The following is a 19,116-nucleotide window of genomic DNA, read 5'->3' as shown; positions in this document are numbered from 1 at the left end:
TTGCTTTTGTACATTATTTAACGTTTGAGATTTCACATAGGAGGAAAGAAAATGGATTACAAAGATACGTTACTTATGCCCAAAACTGATTTCCCGATGCGCGGAAATTTACCAAATCGTGAGCCGCAAATGCAGGCGAAATGGGATGAACTAAAAATTTATGAAAAAGTGCAAAACCGTACGAAAGGTAGACCATTATTTATATTACATGATGGTCCTCCATATGCGAATGGCGATATTCATATGGGACATGCTTTAAATAAAGTATTAAAAGATATTATTGTTCGTTTTAAATCAATGAGCGGTTACCATTCACCTTATGTACCAGGTTGGGACACTCATGGCTTACCTATTGAAACAGCTTTAACAAAAAACGGGAAAGTAGACCGTAAATCAATGTCGGTAGCTGAGTTTAGAAAGCTATGCGAGGAATATGCATTACAACAAATCGATCGTCAAAGAGAACAATTTAAACGCTTAGGTGTACGAGGAGATTGGGAAAATCCATATATTACTCTTTCGAAAGAATTCGAAGCACAGCAAATTAAAGTATTTGGAGAAATGGCAAAACAAGGCTATATCTATAAAGGGAAAAAGCCTGTTTACTGGTCACCATCTTCAGAATCTGCTTTAGCTGAAGCGGAAATTGAATATCAAGATAAACGTTCACCATCCATTTATGTGGCATTCCCTGTTGTTGATGGAAAAAATGTGTTAGATGGAGATGAAAAAGTAGTAATTTGGACTACGACTCCATGGACAATTCCAGCAAACTTAGCGATTACTGTGCACCCTAAATTACAATATAGTGTTGTCCAGGTTGAAGGTAATAAGTATGTTGTTGCTTCTGGATTACTTGAAACTTTAGTTAAAGAACTTGAGTGGGAAAATCATCAAGTGATTAAAACATTCGAAGGTGAGCAGTTAGAACATGTTATTTGCCGTCATCCAATCTATGAGCGTGATTCATTAGTTATTCTTGGTGAACACGTTACTCTTGATGCAGGTACAGGCTGTGTCCATACTGCTCCAGGACATGGGGAAGATGACTATATTGTTGGTCAGAAGTATAACCTCGATGTCTTATGTCCAGTAGACGATAAAGGTGTGATGACTGCTGAAGCGCCAGGATTTGAAGGGTTATTCTATGATAACGCAAATAAGCCAATTACTGAAAAACTTGAAGAAGCAGGTGCTTTATTAAAACTGAATTTTGTAACCCATTCATATCCGCATGACTGGAGAACGAAGAAGCCGGTTATTTTCAGAGCAACTGCTCAATGGTTTGCTTCAATTAAAGATTTCCGTGAGCAATTACTAGAAGCAATTAAAGAAGTAAAATGGGTACCAAACTGGGGAGAAACACGACTATATAATATGGTTCGTGATCGTGGTGACTGGTGTATTTCAAGACAGCGTGCCTGGGGTGTACCGATTCCAGTCTTTTATGGCGAAAATGGCGAGCCAATTATTACGGATGAAACAATTGATCATGTATCAAGCTTATTCCGTCAGCACGGATCAAATATTTGGTTTGAATGGGATACGAAACAATTACTACCAGATGGCTTTACATCAGAACATAGCCCGAATGGAACCTTCACGAAAGAAATGGACATTATGGATGTTTGGTTTGATTCTGGTTCGTCACATCAGGGTGTTCTAGTAGAACGTGAAGAATTAGAACGACCAGCTGATTTATACCTCGAAGGATCCGACCAGTACCGTGGATGGTTTAACTCATCGCTTTCAACAAGTGTTGCGGTGTCCGGAAAGTCGCCATACAAAGGAATTTTAAGTCATGGATTTGCTCTAGATGGCCAAGGACGTAAAATGAGTAAATCAGTCGGTAATGTTGTTGTTCCAAATGATGTAATGAAGCAATTAGGTGCAGATATTTTACGCTTATGGGTCGCATCAGTTGATTATCAATCTGATGTAAGAGTATCAGATAAAATTTTAAAACAGGTTGCTGAGGTTTACCGTAAAATTCGTAATACGTTCAGGTTCCTATTGGGGAATTTAGATGATTTTGATCCTAAATTAAATGCTGTAAAAAGGGAAGATTTACCTGAACTTGATCGTTATATGCTAATAAAATTAAATCAAGTAATTGATAAGGTAAAGAAAGGTTATGATGAGTATAACTTCTCTGCTGTTTATCACACGATTCATAACTTCTGTACAATTGAATTAAGCTCATTTTATCTTGATATTGCAAAGGATACGTTGTATATCCAATCTGCAGATCAACATGAGCGTCGTTCAATTCAAACAGTTTTATATGAAGTGTTAGTGGCACTTACAAAACTCGTAACACCAATTCTCCCTCATACAGCAGATGAGGTATGGGCTTTTGTTCCAGGAGTGGACGAGGAAAGTGTTCAATTAACCGATATGCCAGATGCTCTGGCAATTGATGAGAGTGAGATTGAAGCGAAATGGAATAAATTTATGATTGTTCGTGACGAAGTGTTAAAAGCACTTGAAAATGCCCGTAATGAAAAGGTCATTGGAAAGTCACTAACTGCAGCTATTCAATTGTATCCATCAGCAGAAGTGAAACAGCTATTAGAAAACGTTGAGCCGCTTCATAAACTATTTATTGTATCAAAAGCTGAAATTGCTGGTGAAATGGCTGAAGCACCTACAGAAGCTGGAAAGTTTGATGATTTAGCGATCGTAGTACAATCAGCTGAAGGAGAAACTTGCGAACGTTGTTGGGTTGTTTCAACAACTGTTGGTCAAAATGAGACACATCAAACATTATGTGTAGATTGTGCAACGATTGTAACAGAAAGTTATTAATATTGAAAAAATAATTAAAACTAAGTACAGTTTTTCGCTGTACTTAGTTTTTTTATTTTGTTTTGAATTGTTCACGTAAGGTTGCTATGCTACAATTCATTAAGGTATGTATAGTTTTGGAAACGGAGGAACGAATGGTGATTTGGTATTATGTTGTTGCAATTGTTATTCTCATTAGCGATCAAGTGACAAAATGGCTAATAGTAAAAACGATGGAATTAGGGGAGAGTATACCTATTATTGAAAATATATTTTATATTACCTCTCATCGAAACCGAGGAGCTGCTTTTGGAATATTACAAGGGCAAATGTGGTTTTTTTATGTTGTAACAGTATTTGTAGTTGGTTTTGTTATTTATTACCTGCATAAAGAAGCAAAGAATAAGCCATTAATGGGATTATCATTAGGGTTAGTGTTAGGCGGAGCAATTGGAAACTTTATTGACCGTGTCTTTCGGGGGGAAGTTGTTGACTTTTTGGATGTCATTATTATTACCTATGATTTTCCTATCTTTAATGTTGCCGACTCTGCTCTTGTCGTTGGTTTAATCGTAATTATGGTTTATGTTCTTTTTGAAGATCGAAAAACAAGGGAGAATTCATAAATGGAACAATTTGAATGGATCGTTGAAATTGAAAATAATAAAGAACGTTTAGATAAGCTCATCTCTTCCTACGATGATACATGGTCGAGAAGTCAAGTCCAACAATGGATTAAAGAAGGGCATGCAACAGTTAATAATGGAGTTGTAAAAAGTAACTATAAATGTCAGACCGGGGATAGGGTTGAACTGTCCATTCCGGATCCTGAACCGCTTGAAATTGTTGCTGAGGATTTAAATTTAGAAATTATTTATGAAGACAGTGATGTCCTCGTTGTCAATAAGCCTCGTGGAATGGTAGTTCATCCTGCGCCAGGCCATACAACAGGTACTCTTGTTAATGGTCTTATGGCTCATTGCAAGGACCTATCTGGAATCAATGGAGTGATGCGCCCTGGAATTGTTCATCGTATTGATAAAGATACATCAGGTCTATTAATGGTCGCCAAAAATGACTTAGCACATGAATCTTTAGTAAGCCAATTAAAAGAAAAGACAACAACCCGTATTTATAAAGCCATTGTCCATGGAGTCATTGGTCATGATCATGGAACGATTGAGGCACCCATTGGTCGAGATAAACAAGATCGTCAAAAGATGACGGTAACCGATGAAAATAGTCGACACGCAGTTACCCACTTTACAGTTTTGGAAAGGTTTAAAGACTTTACGTTTGTTGAGTGTCAATTAGAAACAGGGAGAACGCATCAAATCCGAGTTCATATGAAATATATAGGCTATCCACTAGCTGGAGATCCTAAATACGGGCCATCTAAAGCGAAGAAGTTGCCAATTGAAGGTCAAGCACTTCATGCTGAAAAATTAGGATTCATCCACCCTCGGTCAGGTGAGCGTTTATTATTTGAAGCACCAATCCCAAATGATATGGAACATATTTTATTTCAATTAAGAAATTAGTCATTGACATCAATGTCGAACTCTGACATAATTATTTTTGTAAAGTAAATATGCACCTTTAATTACAGTCCCGTGAGGCTGAGAAGGAACCGATAATAACCTAAGACGCAGTATGTCTATTTAGGTGTAATTGTCAAACCCTCTCACAGGACATGAGAGGGTTTTTTCATGGAATTAAGCAAATATATATTAGGTGAAACTAATCAAAGGTGTTACTAGTTCATGACAAGGTGGTGGAAAAGTGGAAAAAGCCAATGTTATTTTAGATCAACAAGCAATACGAAGAGCGCTAACAAGGATCGCACATGAGATCATTGAAAGAAATAAAGGAATCGATAATTGCATTCTAGTCGGAATTAAAACGAGAGGGATTTATTTAGCAAATCGATTAGCAGAACGGATCGAGCAAATTGAGGGCTCAAAAATTGCAGTAGGCGAAATTGATATTACTCTTTACCGCGATGATTTAACAATCAAGACAAAGGACGAAGAGCCGCTAATTAAAGGTAGCCAATTACCAGAAGAGTTAACCGATCGAAAGGTAATACTTATTGATGATGTTCTTTATACTGGGAGAACAGTCAGAGCAGCATTAGATGCAATCATGGATAATGGTCGTCCAAGTCAGATTCAGCTTGCAGTATTAATAGATCGTGGCCATAGAGAACTGCCAATTCGCCCGGATTATGTTGGCAAGAATGTTCCTACTTCGAAAAATGAAATCATCGAAGCGAAATTAGCAGAAGTTGATGGCATTGATGAAGTGAGTATTAAGCAAAAAACCTCCCTTTAAAACAGTCCCGTGAGGCTGCTAAGGGGTATACTCCTCTATCTTAGGATACTTATGTATTTTAAGGTGATGAAGATACCTCTTTGTGTAACAAAGAGGTTTTTTGTATAAAAAAAAGTTTCTTAATGAAACTAGAAGAGAGTTAATAGAGGAGGATTTTCAAAAATGAATACACAAAATGATGTTGGAATACGTGAAATACCAAAATTAAATAAATGGATTATCTTAAGCTTACAGCACTTATTTGCAATGTTTGGGGCAACTGTGCTCGTCCCTTTCTTAACTGGTTTAAGCCCAGCGGTAGCACTTGTTTCGAGTGGATTAGGTACACTTGCTTATTTATTCATTACACGTGGTCAAATACCGGCATATCTTGGTTCATCATTCGCTTTTATTGCGCCAATCTTAGCTGCTTCGGCAATTGGTGGACCAGAAGGAGCGATGGTCGGAAGCTTCTTAGCTGGTATCATCTATGGAATCGTAGCATTGCTTATTAAAACAAGTGGAACAAAATGGTTAATGAACCTGCTTCCTCCAATTGTTGTAGGTCCAGTCATTATGGTCATTGGACTAGGATTAGCAGGTGTAGCCGTAAATATGGCGATGAATGAGCCAATAACAGAAGCCTATAGTTTGACACATTTTTCCGTCGCACTTGTCACATTATCGATTACAATTATTGCAGCAGCATTTTTTAGAGGTTTCTTCGGTTTAATTCCAATCCTTTTTGGAATTGTTGGTGGTTATCTGTTTGGAGTGACACAAGGAATTGTTGATCTTACTCCTGTATATGAAGCATCTTGGTTTGCAGTACCTGATTTCATAGTTCCTTTTGTAACATATACACCACAATTTTCATGGGCGATTGCATTTATTATGGTACCTATTGCTGTGGTAACTATTGCAGAGCATATTGGTGATCAAATGGTGTTAAGTAAAGTCGCTGATAAGAATTTTCTTGAAAAGCCAGGCTTACACCGTTCGATTCTAGGTGATGGTGTAGCAACAATGATTTCTGCTTTAATCGGTGGGCCGCCAAATACAACATATGGTGAAAATATTGGGGTTATCGCGATTACAAGAGTGTTTAGTGTGTTTGTTATTGGTGGTGCAGCAGTCATTGCCATTATGTTTGGATTTATCGGTAAGATTGCAGCGCTGATTTCAACAATACCAGTTGCTGTTATGGGTGGTGTATCAATCTTATTATTCGGTATTATTGCTTCTTCCGGTTTGAGAATGTTAATTGATAATAAAATTGACTTAGGAAGTAAACGCAACTTAATTATTTCTTCAGTAATTTTAGTCGTCGGGGTTGGCGGCGCGTTTATCCAAGTATCTGAGGATGTACAAATTGCTGGAATGGCATTGGCTACGATTGTAGGTATTATCTTAAACTTGATTTTACCAGGTAGAGACACTAACCACGAAAGCAAAGAAATTCTTAATGAAGAATCTGAAAAAAAAAGTGAACAAACAGTAGCATAAACCATCACCTTTTAAGTAAGCCCAGTGAGGCTTAGAAGGGTGTTTACCAAACAAAGGGCAGCACGCTATCCCTTCTGTTTGAAGGCACCCTGAATCAATAATGAATCAGGGTGCTTTTCTAATTAAAGGCGAGGATGGTCATTCACACAGGCAGTGACTGTTTGCAGTAACTGTTTATTGAAAGGAAGGGGATAAAAATGAATCACGTATTAACGATGCCTTCATTAGAATTAGATGAAATTTTTGAAATTTTGAGTCAGGCAGATCGGTTTTTAAGTGGTGAGACATGGCGGCCTAATGAGGATAAGTTTGTAGCAAATTTATTTTTTGAACCAAGTACAAGAACAAAATTCAGTTTTGAAGTAGCAGAAAAAAAATTAGGTCTTCAAGTATTAAACTTTGAAGCACAAAATTCCAGTGTTCAAAAAGGTGAAACACTGTACGATACAGTTAAAACATTAGAATCAATCGGAACAAATGTCGTAGTGATCAGGCATCCTCAAGATCACTACTTTGATGAGCTAGTTGGAAAAATCAATATTCCGATTATTAATGGAGGAGACGGCTGTGGTCATCACCCAACGCAATCACTTCTAGATTTGTTAACAATCCAACAAGAGTTCGTCGTTTTTCAAGGCTTAAATGTAGTGATCGTTGGTGATGTTCGTCATAGTAGAGTGGCCAGATCAAATGCTGAAGTTCTATCAAGATTAGGTGCAAATGTATATTTCTCAGGACCAGAGCAATGGATTGACGACTCATTTGCGGTCGGTCAATATTTACCGATTGATGAAGCGATTGAGATAGCAGATGTCATGATGATGTTGCGTATTCAACACGAACGCCATGCGTTTAAAATGCTCACATCGAAAGAAGAATATCATAAGCAATATGGTTTAACTATAGAAAGAGAAAAAAGAATGAAGAAGCATAGTATTATCATGCATCCTGCTCCAATTAATCGCGGTGTTGAAATTGCTGACTGTTTGGTAGAGTGTGGCAGGTCAAGAATTTTTAAACAGATGAATAATGGAGTCGCAGTTCGGATGGCCGTTCTTAAACGAGCATTAACAAGATCACAAGTGGGGGTTAAATAAATGGGAATTTTATTAAGAGGCGGTAAAGTACTAACAGCAACTGGTGAGCTAGAATCTAAAGATGTGTTAATTCAGGATGAGAAGATTGTTAAAATTGATTCACAAATAGATGAGAGTAACAACGAAGTTATTAACTTGAATGGAAAGTTAATTGTTCCAGGCATGGTAGACTTGCATGTTCATTTACGTGAGCCTGGTGGAGAACATAAGGAAACAATTGAAACAGGAACATTAGCTGCGGCAAAAGGTGGCTTTACAACAGTGGCGGCGATGCCTAATACAAGACCAGTGCCAGATTCAAAAGAACAATTAGAAGCACTAAATCATCGTATTGCAGAAACTGCTTATGTACGGGTTTTACCTTATGCGTCAATTACTGTTCGTGAATTAGGGAAAGAGTTAACGAATTTTGAAGAGTTGAAGGAATCTGGCGCATTTGCTTTTACTGATGACGGTGTTGGGATTCAGGAAGCTGGAATGATGCTTAGTGCGATGAAAGAGGCTGCCAAGCAAAACATGGCCATTGTAGCACATTGTGAAGATAACTCTCTCATTAACAAAGGAGCAGTTCATGAAGGTGTTTTTTCAGAGCAACATGGGATAAATGGAATTCCATCTGTTTGTGAGTCTGTACATATTGCAAGAGATGTTCTCTTAGCAGAAGCTGCAGGTGCTCATTATCATGTTTGTCACATTAGTACAAAAGAATCTGTACGTGTCGTAAGAGATGCAAAAAAAGCTGGAATTCATGTAACAGCAGAAGTGACACCGCATCACTTGCTTTTATGTGATGAAGACATACCTGGTTTAGATACAAATTACAAAATGAATCCTCCACTTCGAGCAAAGGAAGATTTAGCTGCATTAATCGAAGGATTAAAGGATGGCACGATTGATTTTATCGCCACTGATCATGCACCACATACAGAAGAAGAAAAATCTGAAAGTATGGAAAGAGCACCATTTGGAATTGTTGGTTTAGAAACAGCTTTCCCGTTACTTTATACACATCTTGTAGAAAAAGAAGTGATTACATTAAAGGAGCTTGTTGACTTTTTAACAATCAAACCATCACAAGCATTTAAGCTTCCATATGGAACACTCAACCAAGGAGCTTTAGCTGATCTAACTGTGATTGATTTAGAAGAGACGAAAAAAGTTGATCCTGCTACATTTGTTTCAAAAGGAAAAAATACACCATTTACTGGTTGGGAGTGCAAGGGATGGCCAGTACTTACAATCGTTAACGGTAAAATTGTTTGGACACAAGGAGGAGAATCATAATGAAACGCCAGTTAATTTTAGAAGATGGAACTGTTTTTATTGGAAAAGCATTTGGAAGTGAAATAGAAAAAGAAGGGGAAGTTGTTTTTAATACCGGTATGACTGGTTATCAAGAGATTTTATCTGACCCATCATATTGTGCACAAATTGTTACATTGACATATCCACTTATTGGAAATTACGGTATCAATCGCGATGACTTTGAATCCGTTAATCCTGCAATTAACGGACTAATTGTCAAAGAAGCCGCTGTGAATCCTAGTAACTGGCGTAGCGAAGAATCATTGGATACATTACTAAAGGCTAATGATATTCCAGGGTTAGAGGGGATTGATACAAGGAAGCTTACTCGTTTAATACGACAGTTTGGTACGTTAAAAGGAAAACTGTGCAGCATGGAAGCAAATGTTGATGAAGTCGTTTCAGAATTAAAAGAGAAAACACTTCCAAGAAATCAAGTTGCAACAGTTTCGACAAAGGATTCCTATTTAAGTCCGGGAAGAGGACATCGTGTTGTACTCGTTGACTTTGGAGCAAAAAGTGGGATTTTAAGAGACTTAATTGAGCGAAATTGTGATGTCGTTGTAGTTCCATACAATACATCAGCTGAAGAAATATTGCGTTTAAAGCCTGATGGAATTATGTTAAGTAATGGACCTGGAGATCCGGTTGATGTTCCTGAGGGCATTGAAATGATTCAAGGATTATTAGGAAAAGTACCGATGTTTGGAATTTGCTTAGGGCATCAGTTACTTGCATTAGCATCAGGGGCAACGACAAGTAAATTAAAGTTTGGCCATCGTGGGTCAAACCATCCAGTGAAAGAACTTGCAACAGGAAAAATCGCCATTACATCGCAAAATCATGGATATACAGTTGAAGAAGAATCAGTAAAAAATACGAGATTAGAGATTACACATGTTTCTGTTAATGACGGTACAGTTGAAGGTTTAAAACATAAAGATTATCCTGCCTTCAGTGTTCAATATCATCCAGAAGCTTCACCTGGACCAGAGGACGCAAATGAGCTATTTGATCAATTCATAGCGATGATCGAACAAAACAAAAAATAAACCATTTGAGAATAGATCAACTTGAGGGAGGATATATCATGCCAAAGCGTAATGATGTTAAAAAGATTTTAGTAATAGGATCAGGGCCGATCGTTATCGGGCAAGCAGCTGAATTTGATTATGCGGGAACGCAAGCTTGTCAAGCATTAAAAGAAGAAGGGTATGAAGTGATACTAATCAACTCAAACCCAGCTACAATTATGACCGATACAACGATGGCAGATAAAGTATATATTGAACCGATTACATTGGATTTTGTAAGTCGAATTATTCGCCAGGAGCAGCCTGATGGATTACTGGCAACACTTGGAGGACAAACGGGATTAAATATGGCGGTTGAATTAGAAGAATCCGGCATATTAAAGGAATACAATATCGAATTGTTAGGAACGCACCTTAATGCGATTAAACAGGCAGAGGATCGTGATTTATTCCGCAGTTTAATGAATGAACTGAATGAACCGATTCCAGAAAGCGCGATTATTCATACGCTTGAAGAGGCCTATCAGTTCGTTGAGGAAATTGGCTATCCAATTATCGTTCGTCCAGCTTATACATTGGGGGGAACAGGCGGAGGACTTGTTCACAATGAAGAAGAGCTTATTGAGATCGTAACGAGTGGGTTAAAGTACAGTCCAGTGACTCAATGTCTAGTTGAAAAAAGCATTGCTGGCTATAAAGAAGTTGAGTATGAAGTCATGCGTGATGCGAAAGATCAAGCGATTGTTGTATGTAACATGGAAAACATTGACCCTGTTGGTGTTCACACAGGAGATTCGATCGTTGTTGCACCAAGTCAGACGCTATCCGATCGTGAGTATCAAATGCTGAGAAATTCATCACTGAAAATCATTCGTGCATTAGGGATTGAAGGAGGTTGTAACGTTCAGTTTGCCCTTGATCCAGACAGTTTCCAATATTACATTATCGAAGTTAACCCTCGTGTAAGCCGTTCGTCAGCATTAGCATCTAAAGCAACGGGCTATCCAATTGCTAAAATCGCTGCGAAAATTGCTGTCGGTTATTCATTAGATGAAATTAAAAACCCGATTACAAAAACAACATATGCGAGTTTTGAACCAGCATTGGACTATGTTGTTAGTAAAATTCCACGGTGGCCATTTGACAAATTTGAAGCGGCAAACCGTAAATTAGGAACACAAATGAAAGCCACTGGAGAAGTGATGTCAATAGGTCGAAACCTTGAAGAATCCCTTTTAAAAGCGATACGTTCACTAGAAGCGAACGTATACCATCTTGAAAGAGAAGAGTTTGCTGAACTTGATCAGGAAACATTAGAACAACGAATTACACATGCTGACGATGAACGATTATTTATCATTGGAGAAGCATTTAGAAGAGGTTATACAATCGAGAAAATTTGGGAATTGAGCAAAATTGACGTCTTTTTCCTAGAAAAAATGGCTGGAATTATTGAGCTTGAGAAGAAATTAAAAGATTATCCAGAGGATGCAGAACTTTTACGTTCAGCAAAAGAAAAAGGATTTTCAGATATTGCGGTTGCGAAATTATGGAATAAAACAGAACGTGAAATTTTTGAATTCAGAGATGAGCATGGAATCATGCCTGTATATAAAATGGTTGATACATGTGCGGCTGAATTTGAATCTGCAACACCTTACTATTATGGAACATATGAGGAAGAGAATGAGTCGTTTATTTCTGATAAGAAAAGCATCTTAGTACTAGGTTCAGGACCTATCCGAATCGGGCAAGGGATCGAATTCGATTATGCAACTGTTCATACTGTGTGGGCAATTAAAGAAGCGGGCTACGAAGCCATTATTATTAATAATAACCCTGAAACAGTATCTACAGACTTTAGTACATCAGATAAATTATATTTTGAGCCATTAACAATTGAAGATGTCATGCATGTTGTCCGTCAAGAAGAGCCGCTAGGAGTCATCGTACAGTTCGGTGGACAAACGGCGATTAACTTGGCTGAAGAATTACAAGCACGTGGCGTACGAATTTTAGGAACAGCACTTGAAGATATGGATCGTGCTGAAGACCGTGATAAATTCGAACAATCATTACAGGAACTGAATATACCGCAACCATTAGGAAAAACGGCAACATCGGTTGATCAAGCTGTAGCCATTGCTTCAGAAATCGGTTATCCGGTCCTTGTCAGACCGTCGTATGTCCTTGGTGGTCGTGCAATGGAAATTGTGTACCATGAAGATGAATTATTACGCTATATGGCGAATGCAGCGAAAATCAATCCAAAGCATCCGGTTCTAATCGATCGATACCTATTTGGGAAGGAAATCGAAGTTGATGCCATCTCTGATGGTGATAATGTGTATATCCCAGGAATTATGGAGCACATCGAGCGTGCAGGGGTCCATTCTGGTGATTCGATTGCCGTTTATCCACCGCAAAGTATATCAGAAGAAATCAAAAATAAAATTATTGATCGTACAATTGCGCTTGCGAGAGGGCTCAAAATTATTGGTCTATTAAATATCCAATTTGTTCTTCATGAGGATGAAGTCTATGTATTAGAAGTAAACCCTCGTTCAAGCCGTACAGTACCGTTTTTAAGTAAGATTACAGGGGTACCTATGGCTAATTTAGCAACAAAGGCAATCCTTGGTGAGTCTTTACCTAGTCTAGGTTATGAAACTGGCTATCACCCGGAAAGTGAACAGGTTTCAGTTAAAGTACCAGTCTTCTCTTTTGCAAAACTACGTATGGTAGACATTACACTTGGACCTGAAATGAAATCAACAGGGGAAGTAATGGGAAGAGATTATACAGTTGAAAAAGCACTGTATAAAGGACTTATTGCTTCTGGAATGAAGATTCCAACACATGGATCGGTTCTGTTCACAGTTGCTGACAAAGATAAAGAAGAAGCACTGGCCCTTGTGAGAAGATTCCATCAAATTGGCTATCATATACTGGCGACAGAAGGCACAGCAAAAGCAATCCAAGAGCAAAATATTCCAGTCACAGTAGTCAATAAAATTGGTGATCAAAAGCCTCATTTATTAGATGTGATTCGACAAGGTCAAGCTCAGTTTGTGATAAACACTTTAACAAAAGGCAAGCAGCCTGCTCGTGATGGTTTTAGAATTCGTCGTGAAGCCGTTGAAAATGGTGTTGTTTGTATGACATCGATGGACACTGCCGAGGCATTAGTACGTGTCTTAGAACTTATTACTTTCACATCTGAAAGTATGCCACAAATGAACTAACTGGGAGTGAAAAGATAAATGTTGAAAGCTGATTTAACGATCGTGGGACAAGAGGAAATTGCTAAAAATATCTATGAAATAAAGCTTCAGGGTTCTTTAATAAAAGAAATGAAACAACCAGGACAATTTGTTCATGTGAAAGTATCGGATAGCATCGATCCATTATTGCGACGACCAATTAGTATTTGTGATATTGATCATGATAACGAACAATTAACGATGCTGTATCGTGCAGATGGTAAAGGAACCCAATTATTATCGAAAAGAGTTCAAGGAGAACAGGTAGATGTTCTTGGCCCACTCGGTAACGGCTTCCCAGTTGAAGAAACAAAGGAAAATGAAATAGCTTTATTAGTAGGTGGCGGGATCGGTGTTCCGCCCCTGTACTACCTTTCCAAGCAACTGAAGGCTAGAGGAGTAACAGTGATACATGTTCTTGGTTTTTCAAGTGGAGTTGATGTGTTTTATGAAGAGAAGTTCGCAGAGCTAGGTGAAACATATGTAACAACGGTTGATGGCAGCTACGGTGTAAAAGGGTTTGTTACGGATGTGATTGATGAGCGAAAGCTAACTTTTGACACTCTCTATTCTTGTGGACCAATTCAAATGCTAAAAGCAATAGGAGAAAGATTTGCAGATCGGAAAGTATTTATTTCATTAGAAGAGCGTATGGGCTGCGGTGTTGGAGCATGCTTTGCTTGTGTTTGTCATGATACCAATGATCCAGAGGGTACGTCTTATAAGAAAGTTTGTAGTGATGGACCAGTATTTAAAGTTGGCGAGGTGATTCTATGAGTCGATTAGAAATGGAACTGCCAGGATTATCGCTGAAAAATCCAATTATGCCGGCATCTGGCTGTTTTGGCTTTGGGAAAGAATATGCCAAATTTTATGATTTAAGTTTACTAGGAGCCATTGCTGTAAAAGCGACTACAGTAGAGCCGCGCTTCGGTAATCCAACTCCAAGGGTTGCTGAAACATCAGCAGGAATGTTAAATGCAATTGGACTGCAAAATCCAGGTGTTGAAAAAGTAATGACAGAAGAATTATCTTGGCTTGAACAATATGATGTACCCATTGTTGCCAATATTGCAGGCTCTGAAATGGAAGATTATATACAAGTTGCAGAGACTGTATCAAAAGCACCAAATGTTCATGCACTAGAGTTAAATATTTCTTGTCCAAATGTAAAAAAAGGTGGAATAGCTTTCGGAACAATCCCTGAAGTGGCAGGTGAATTAACAAAGCTTGTAAAGGATGTATCACAAGTGCCTGTGTATGTTAAACTTTCACCAAATGTCGCTGATATTGTCGGAATGGCTGTTGCTGTTGAAAAGGCTGGAGCGGATGGCCTTTCAATGATCAATACATTACTTGGAATGCGAATTGATTTAAAAACGAGAAAGCCAATTTTAGCCAATGGTGCAGGTGGTTTATCTGGGCCAGCAATTAAACCTGTGGCGATTCGAATGATCCATCAAGTAAGTCAGGCTGTATCGATTCCGATCATTGGAATGGGTGGGATTCAATCAGCAGAAGATGTTATTGAATTTTTCCTTGCAGGAGCCAGTGCGGTGGCAGTTGGTACAGCTAACTTTGTCGATCCTTATGTATGTCCGACTATTATTGACGAGCTACCAGCCCTATTAGATCAAATGGGTGTTGATCATATTTCAGAACTAATTGGAGGGAGCTGGAAATAATGTCAGATAGACCATTAATGGTTGCCTTAGATTTTGCCGGAAGAGATGAAGTGAATAACTTCTTGCAGTTATTTGATAACGAACAACTCTATGTAAAAGTCGGTATGGAGTTATTTTATAGTAGTGGTCCTGGGCTTATTGATAAGATAAAAGGTAGAGGTCATCGTATTTTCCTTGACTTAAAACTTCATGATATTCCAAATACAGTAAATAAAGCAATGAAAGCTTTAGCTCGTCTGGATGTCGATATGGTAAATGTGCATGCAGCTGGTGGATCAGTCATGATGAAAGCAGCGATTGAAGGATTAGAAGAGGGTACAAAAGCTGGAAAAAAACGACCAAGCTGTATCGCTGTAACCCAATTAACAAGTACAACTGAGGATTTAATGCAACAGGAATTATTGATTCATAAAACAATTGATGAAACAGTTGTCCATTATGCTCAAAATGCAGAAGCGGCTGCTTTAGATGGTGTTGTCTGTTCCCCGCTTGAAGTTCCATTAATTAGGAAGGCGTGTAATACGACCTTTATTACTGTAACGCCAGGGATTCGTCTTGCGGGTGACGCCAAAGGCGATCAACATCGGGTAACGACACCAAGAAAGGCGAGGGAGCTTGGAAGTAGTGCCATTGTTGTGGGAAGAAGTATAACAGCAGCAGATGATCCTGTAAATGCCTATAAAAAGATCATAGCAGAATGGAGTGGAGAGCTTGAAACAACAAATAGCTAAACATTTACTTACAATTGAAGCAGTGAGTTTAAGTCCGAACGAACCTTTTACGTGGAGTTCGGGTATGAAATCCCCAATTTACTGTGATAATCGTTTAACACTATCTTATCCGAATGTTCGTCGTGATGTAGCAAAAGGCCTATCAGAGCTTATTAAAGAGCATTACGGTGATGTAGATGTCATTGCCGGAACAGCAACAGCAGGTATCCCACATGCTGCTTGGGTAAGTGATTTAATGGATTTACCAATGGTTTATGTACGCGGGAAAGCAAAAGGACACGGAAAAGGAAATCAAATCGAGGGGCTAATCAAGGAAGGTCAAAAGGTTGTCGTTGTCGAAGATTTAATTTCAACAGGCGGAAGTGTCATTACTGCAGCAGAAGCGTTACGTGAAGCAGGAGCTGAAGTGATTGGAGTCGTGGCGATCTTCACGTATGATTTGGAGAAAGGAAAACAGCAGTTAACAGCTGCTAACCTATCATTTCATACATTAACAGATTATCCAACACTGTTGGATGTCGCACTTGCTGAAAACCTCATCGCAGAGCAGGATGTTGCGAAACTGAAAAAATGGCGGGAAGATCCAGCTTCGATTGAATGGCTGAATGTATAATTTAGAATTAATAATGTATAATTAATAATTGTTAGCAAAATCAAAAGTGCAACTCATTGAAGGAGTTGCACTTTTTTTCATAGAATAGGTAATAATGGATTGTTTCATTGTTTATTGAAGAAGTTAATTATTATAAATTGTACATTATACATTATTAATTTTAAATTAAGACTGGGGGTTTTTTTGTGCGGAAGATGACGGGTGAGGAGTTTGATAGTCTTGTTCAGTTTTTTGATGGGATGGCAAGAACATCGTGGCTTAGTCGTATTCATGATCAACTAAAAGAGTTGACGGGTAGTTGGAATGGTCTAATAGTGCTGGATGTTGGCTGTGGGACTGGTCGCATTCTATTAAGAGGAGCAAAAGAAGCAGAGCATGTAACAGGGATTGATTTATCCCCAGAAATGATCAAGGCGGCAAAGGAAAATTTTATCTTAAATCAATGTGAACAAAAAGGAGACTTTATTGTTGGTGATGCATGTCAGTTGCCATTTGATGATTTTACATATGATATCTCCATTTCCACATGTGTTCTCTTCTTATTACCAGAACCAGAGCTCGGTATTAATGAAATGCTTCGCGTTACAAAACGTGGTGGAAAGTTAGTCATGTTAAACCCATCAATAACAATGAGTCAGGAAGAAGCAGCAACATATTGTAAGACACATGGAATTACTGATTTTGAGCAAAAAACACTACTTCAATGGGCAAATGTTTCTACAAGAAGACATCGTTACGACCAAGACAGCCTAACAGAATACTTAAAGCAAAATGGTGCAACAAACGTTACGAATCAGGAAGTGTTGGATGGATTGGCGATTATTACCGTAGCAACACTATAAAGCAATGTAAAATTAAAAATGTATAATGTAAAATTATTTTTATAGGTTTTCCTTCGAAGGATTCCCTCTTTGAATGACATCCTAGAGAAGGTTTTAATTTTACATTTTAAATTATACATTTTACATTTAAAAAGAGAGAAAGAAGCTTCCAAGCTTCTTCCTCTCTTTTTGTTATTTTCGAAGTGATAAAACAAGGTCTTCATTTGGTGTAACATAAATAGTTGTTTGTTGCTCGTAGATCACAAAGCCTGGTTTGGCTCCGCTTGGCTTTTTGACATGACGGATTTTTGTATAGTCAACGGGGACAGAACTTGAGTGCTTCGCTTTACTGAAAAAAGCTGCTAAATTTGCTGCCTCAAGTAATGTTTGCTCTCCATATGACTGACTGCGAATGACGACATGTGAGCCTGGAATATCTTTTGTATGTAGCCAAGTTTCGTCTTGTCTAGCAAGTTTATTTGTTAAATATTCATTTTGCTTATTATTTTTTCCAACGAGTATTTCAATACCCTCTGTAGAAAGGTATTGTTCTAATACAGGTTTAATATCTTTTTTCTTCTTTTTCTGTCCTTTTTGTCGATTACGAATATAACCTTCTTCAACTAATTCCTCTCGTATTTCCTCAACATCTTTTGGTAGAGCCGATTCCATTTGTTGAATAAGTTGTTCCAAATAAATAATTTCCTCATTTGCTTTTTCAATTTGCTCTTCGACGACTGCCACTGAATTTTTTGCTTTTGTATATTTTCGGTAATATTGCTGAGCATTATCGGACGGTGACTTTTGTGGATCAAGTGAAATTGTTACCGTCCTCCCCTGCTCATCATAATAATCAACAACGGTTATATCTTTATCACCTCGTTTAACGAGATATAAGTTTGCGGTGAGGAGTTCACCATAGCGCTGAAATTGTTGTGCCTTTTCGGCATCCTTGAGTGTATTTTGTAATTTTTTAATTTTCTTTTTGTTTTTTTGCAGCTCATTTTTCAAGAAGCGTTCGAGATCAGTTGCTTGTTGTTTGACTCGATCTCGTTCAGCTTTTCCATAGAAGTATCGGTCAAGCATTTCACTACTATTTACAAATCGGCGAACTTCCCCTTTCACATGTGTTAGAGGAATCACTGAAAAATATTCTTTATTTTCACACATGATCATTTGTGGCTCAAAATTCTTTTCCTTAATTTGAGTCATAACGTCGATAAACGATTGTGGTAAATTGTCTCGATTGGCTAATCCGGCACGACTGACAATTTCCTTGGCAACAGTCGGAGAGATTCCTGTAAATTGATGAATAATTTGATTTTCTAATTTACCTGCATTAAAATCAATTTTTTTCAGAAAAGTCTCTTTATCAACCGTTAATGGGTTTAGCTTATCTTGACTTGGCGGCTCCTTATATAAATGCCCTGGAAGGATCGTCCGGTAGCTACTGAGCGCCGGTGGAATATGCTTAATACTATCAATGATTTTACCATCTTCTTGATTGAGTAAAATGATATTACTATGACGCCCCATTATTTCTATAATCAATTTTTTATATGCACGATCACCTAACTCATCTGTTCCTTTTATATGTATTGTGATGATTCTTTCCATTTCTGTTTGTTCAATTTTTTCGATAATACTTCCTTCTAGGTGCTTACGGAGAAGCATACAAAACATTGGTGGTTCCTTAGGATTATCGTACTTTTCATTTGTTAAATGTACTCTTGCAAAACTCGGGTTGGCTGATAAAAGCAATTGCTGATTTTTGCCGTTTGCCCGGATCGTAAAAATCAGTTCTGTTTTAAAAGGTTGATATATTTTTGTAACTCTTCCTGTTGTTAATTCATTCGAAAGTTCAGTTGTTACTGCGTTTGTAACAATTCCATCAAAAGACATTTCCTTCACCTCAACTATTCTTGAACTTAGTATAGCATTTTTTAGGACGTGCCTGAATA

General features: G+C 38.0%; 15 protein-coding genes. 14 read left to right on the top strand and 1 reads right to left on the bottom strand.

Features of this window, described 5'->3' with window-relative positions:
* Positions 1–51 precede the first annotated feature (51 nt).
* The 14 genes from ileS to ACJ2A9_RS08800 all read left to right on the top strand — a co-directional run bounded on the left by ileS (position 52) and on the right by ACJ2A9_RS08800 (position 17,176).
* Complete coding sequence (ileS, locus tag ACJ2A9_RS08865; RefSeq protein WP_441421278.1) at positions 52–2,808, top strand: isoleucine--tRNA ligase; 2,757 nt, start codon at positions 52–54, stop codon at positions 2,806–2,808.
* A 140-nt stretch (positions 2,809–2,948) separates the two neighbouring features.
* Entirely contained in the window at positions 2,949–3,413 is a 465-nt protein-coding gene (gene lspA / locus ACJ2A9_RS08860; RefSeq protein ID WP_441421459.1) for a signal peptidase II, read from the top strand.
* A complete protein-coding gene (locus ACJ2A9_RS08855) occupies positions 3,414–4,328 on the top strand; it encodes an RluA family pseudouridine synthase (RefSeq protein WP_441421277.1) in 915 nt (304 codons plus the stop codon).
* A gap of 241 nt (positions 4,329–4,569) precedes the next feature.
* On the top strand, positions 4,570–5,121 hold the full coding sequence (gene pyrR / locus ACJ2A9_RS08850) for a bifunctional pyr operon transcriptional regulator/uracil phosphoribosyltransferase PyrR (RefSeq protein WP_441421276.1): 552 nt from the start codon (positions 4,570–4,572) through the stop codon (positions 5,119–5,121).
* A 162-nt stretch (positions 5,122–5,283) separates the two neighbouring features.
* Positions 5,284–6,606 (top strand): solute carrier family 23 protein, encoded by a 1,323-nt coding sequence (locus tag ACJ2A9_RS08845; protein WP_441421275.1) that lies wholly within the window; start codon positions 5,284–5,286, stop codon positions 6,604–6,606.
* A gap of 197 nt (positions 6,607–6,803) precedes the next feature.
* Positions 6,804–7,703 (top strand): aspartate carbamoyltransferase catalytic subunit, encoded by a 900-nt coding sequence (locus tag ACJ2A9_RS08840; protein ID WP_441421274.1) that lies wholly within the window; start codon positions 6,804–6,806, stop codon positions 7,701–7,703.
* Positions 7,704–8,987, top strand: a complete 1,284-nt coding sequence (locus tag ACJ2A9_RS08835) for a dihydroorotase (protein WP_441421273.1) — start codon at positions 7,704–7,706, stop codon at positions 8,985–8,987. It abuts the gene before it with no gap.
* Positions 8,987–10,060, top strand: a complete 1,074-nt coding sequence (locus ACJ2A9_RS08830; RefSeq protein ID WP_441421272.1) for a carbamoyl phosphate synthase small subunit — start codon at positions 8,987–8,989, stop codon at positions 10,058–10,060. Before ACJ2A9_RS08835 ends, ACJ2A9_RS08830 begins: the two co-directional genes overlap by 1 nt.
* 38 nt (positions 10,061–10,098) lie before the next feature.
* Positions 10,099–13,287, top strand: coding sequence for a carbamoyl-phosphate synthase large subunit (carB, locus tag ACJ2A9_RS08825; RefSeq protein ID WP_441421271.1), 3,189 nt, complete (start codon positions 10,099–10,101; stop codon positions 13,285–13,287).
* 18 nt (positions 13,288–13,305) lie between these two features.
* On the top strand, positions 13,306–14,082 hold the full coding sequence (locus tag ACJ2A9_RS08820; RefSeq protein ID WP_441421270.1) for a dihydroorotate dehydrogenase electron transfer subunit: 777 nt from the start codon (positions 13,306–13,308) through the stop codon (positions 14,080–14,082).
* The gene (locus tag ACJ2A9_RS08815; protein ID WP_441421269.1) at positions 14,079–14,990 is read left to right on the top strand and encodes a dihydroorotate dehydrogenase; all 912 of its coding nucleotides are present in this window, start codon (positions 14,079–14,081) and stop codon (positions 14,988–14,990) included. The genes ACJ2A9_RS08820 and ACJ2A9_RS08815 overlap by 4 nt, the downstream gene beginning before the upstream one ends.
* Positions 14,990–15,721 carry an orotidine-5'-phosphate decarboxylase gene (gene pyrF / locus ACJ2A9_RS08810; protein ID WP_441421268.1) on the top strand — a complete coding sequence of 244 codons (732 nt, stop codon included), beginning with the start codon at positions 14,990–14,992 and terminating at the stop codon, positions 15,719–15,721. Before ACJ2A9_RS08815 ends, pyrF begins: the two co-directional genes overlap by 1 nt.
* Positions 15,702–16,334 carry an orotate phosphoribosyltransferase gene (gene pyrE / locus ACJ2A9_RS08805; RefSeq protein WP_441421267.1) on the top strand — a complete coding sequence of 211 codons (633 nt, stop codon included), beginning with the start codon at positions 15,702–15,704 and terminating at the stop codon, positions 16,332–16,334. The genes pyrF and pyrE overlap by 20 nt, the downstream gene beginning before the upstream one ends.
* Before the next feature lie 194 nt (positions 16,335–16,528).
* Positions 16,529–17,176 (top strand): class I SAM-dependent methyltransferase, encoded by a 648-nt coding sequence (locus ACJ2A9_RS08800; protein WP_441421458.1) that lies wholly within the window; start codon positions 16,529–16,531, stop codon positions 17,174–17,176.
* Positions 17,177–17,347: 171 nt separating this feature from the next.
* On the opposite strand, the gene ACJ2A9_RS08795 is transcribed toward ACJ2A9_RS08800, so the two are convergent.
* Positions 17,348–19,057, bottom strand: coding sequence for an Rqc2 family fibronectin-binding protein (locus ACJ2A9_RS08795; RefSeq protein WP_441421266.1), 1,710 nt, complete (start codon positions 19,055–19,057; stop codon positions 17,348–17,350).
* Positions 19,058–19,116: the final 59 nt, after the last annotated feature.

The sequence above is a fragment of the Anaerobacillus sp. MEB173 genome, assembly GCF_052119505.1.
GTDB lineage: Bacteria > Bacillota > Bacilli > Bacillales > JBJMAU01 > JBJMAU01.
Note: the sequence above shows the minus strand (reverse complement) of the source record. Positions and strands in the feature narration are given on the sequence as shown.

What these genes read in the sequence shown, in the direction of transcription:
- pyrF (WP_441421268.1), top strand. Translation starts at nt 14,990, where the DNA reads ATGTCAGATAGACCATTAATGGTTGCCTTAGATTTTGCCGGAAGAGAT.
- ACJ2A9_RS08815 (WP_441421269.1), top strand. Translation starts at nt 14,079, where the DNA reads ATGAGTCGATTAGAAATGGAACTGCCAGGATTATCGCTGAAAAATCCA.
- ACJ2A9_RS08800 (WP_441421458.1), top strand. Translation starts at nt 16,529, where the DNA reads ATGACGGGTGAGGAGTTTGATAGTCTTGTTCAGTTTTTTGATGGGATG.
- ACJ2A9_RS08845 (WP_441421275.1), top strand. Translation starts at nt 5,284, where the DNA reads ATGAATACACAAAATGATGTTGGAATACGTGAAATACCAAAATTAAAT.
- carB (WP_441421271.1), top strand. Translation starts at nt 10,099, where the DNA reads ATGCCAAAGCGTAATGATGTTAAAAAGATTTTAGTAATAGGATCAGGG.
- ACJ2A9_RS08830 (WP_441421272.1), top strand. Translation starts at nt 8,987, where the DNA reads ATGAAACGCCAGTTAATTTTAGAAGATGGAACTGTTTTTATTGGAAAA.
- ACJ2A9_RS08820 (WP_441421270.1), top strand. Translation starts at nt 13,306, where the DNA reads ATGTTGAAAGCTGATTTAACGATCGTGGGACAAGAGGAAATTGCTAAA.
- ileS (WP_441421278.1), top strand. Translation starts at nt 52, where the DNA reads ATGGATTACAAAGATACGTTACTTATGCCCAAAACTGATTTCCCGATG.
- ACJ2A9_RS08835 (WP_441421273.1), top strand. Translation starts at nt 7,704, where the DNA reads ATGGGAATTTTATTAAGAGGCGGTAAAGTACTAACAGCAACTGGTGAG.
- ACJ2A9_RS08855 (WP_441421277.1), top strand. Translation starts at nt 3,414, where the DNA reads ATGGAACAATTTGAATGGATCGTTGAAATTGAAAATAATAAAGAACGT.
- ACJ2A9_RS08795 (WP_441421266.1), bottom strand. Translation starts at nt 19,057, where the DNA reads ATGTCTTTTGATGGAATTGTTACAAACGCAGTAACAACTGAACTTTCG.
- ACJ2A9_RS08840 (WP_441421274.1), top strand. Translation starts at nt 6,804, where the DNA reads ATGAATCACGTATTAACGATGCCTTCATTAGAATTAGATGAAATTTTT.